The organism is Lyngbya sp. CCY1209 (assembly GCF_035615495.1).
Lineage (GTDB): Bacteria > Cyanobacteriota > Cyanobacteriia > Cyanobacteriales > Microcoleaceae > Limnospira.
In genome coordinates this window covers 1-233 of record NZ_JAJENU010000706.1, presented here as the reverse complement: position 1 = coordinate 233, position 233 = coordinate 1, and the positions used below count along the sequence as shown (strand labels likewise).

The window sequence follows — 233 nt, the reverse complement described above, 5'->3', positions numbered from 1 at the left end:
ACAGCCACTGCCGGAGATGCGGAAACAGAAGAAAGTTCCGCAGATCTAGAAAATACGGAAAGTTCGGATATCGCCGAAACCGATAATTCGGAAATAGAAGAAACCGAAACGGAAGAAAGTTCCGAAGATATGGAGACTAGCAATAGCGGAAATTCCGGCAGCAGCAGTTCGGCTTCCTCCACTTCCTCCGCAGACGAAACGGGGGCGGGAAGCAGCAGCGAATCCACCGCCAC

Annotated in this window: 1 protein-coding gene; it reads left to right on the top strand. The window is 51.9% G+C overall.

Annotated features, from left to right (window positions below):
- A partial coding sequence (locus LKE08_RS29145) for a hypothetical protein (protein ID WP_324707804.1) occupies positions 1 to 233 on the top strand: 233 nt, incomplete at both ends.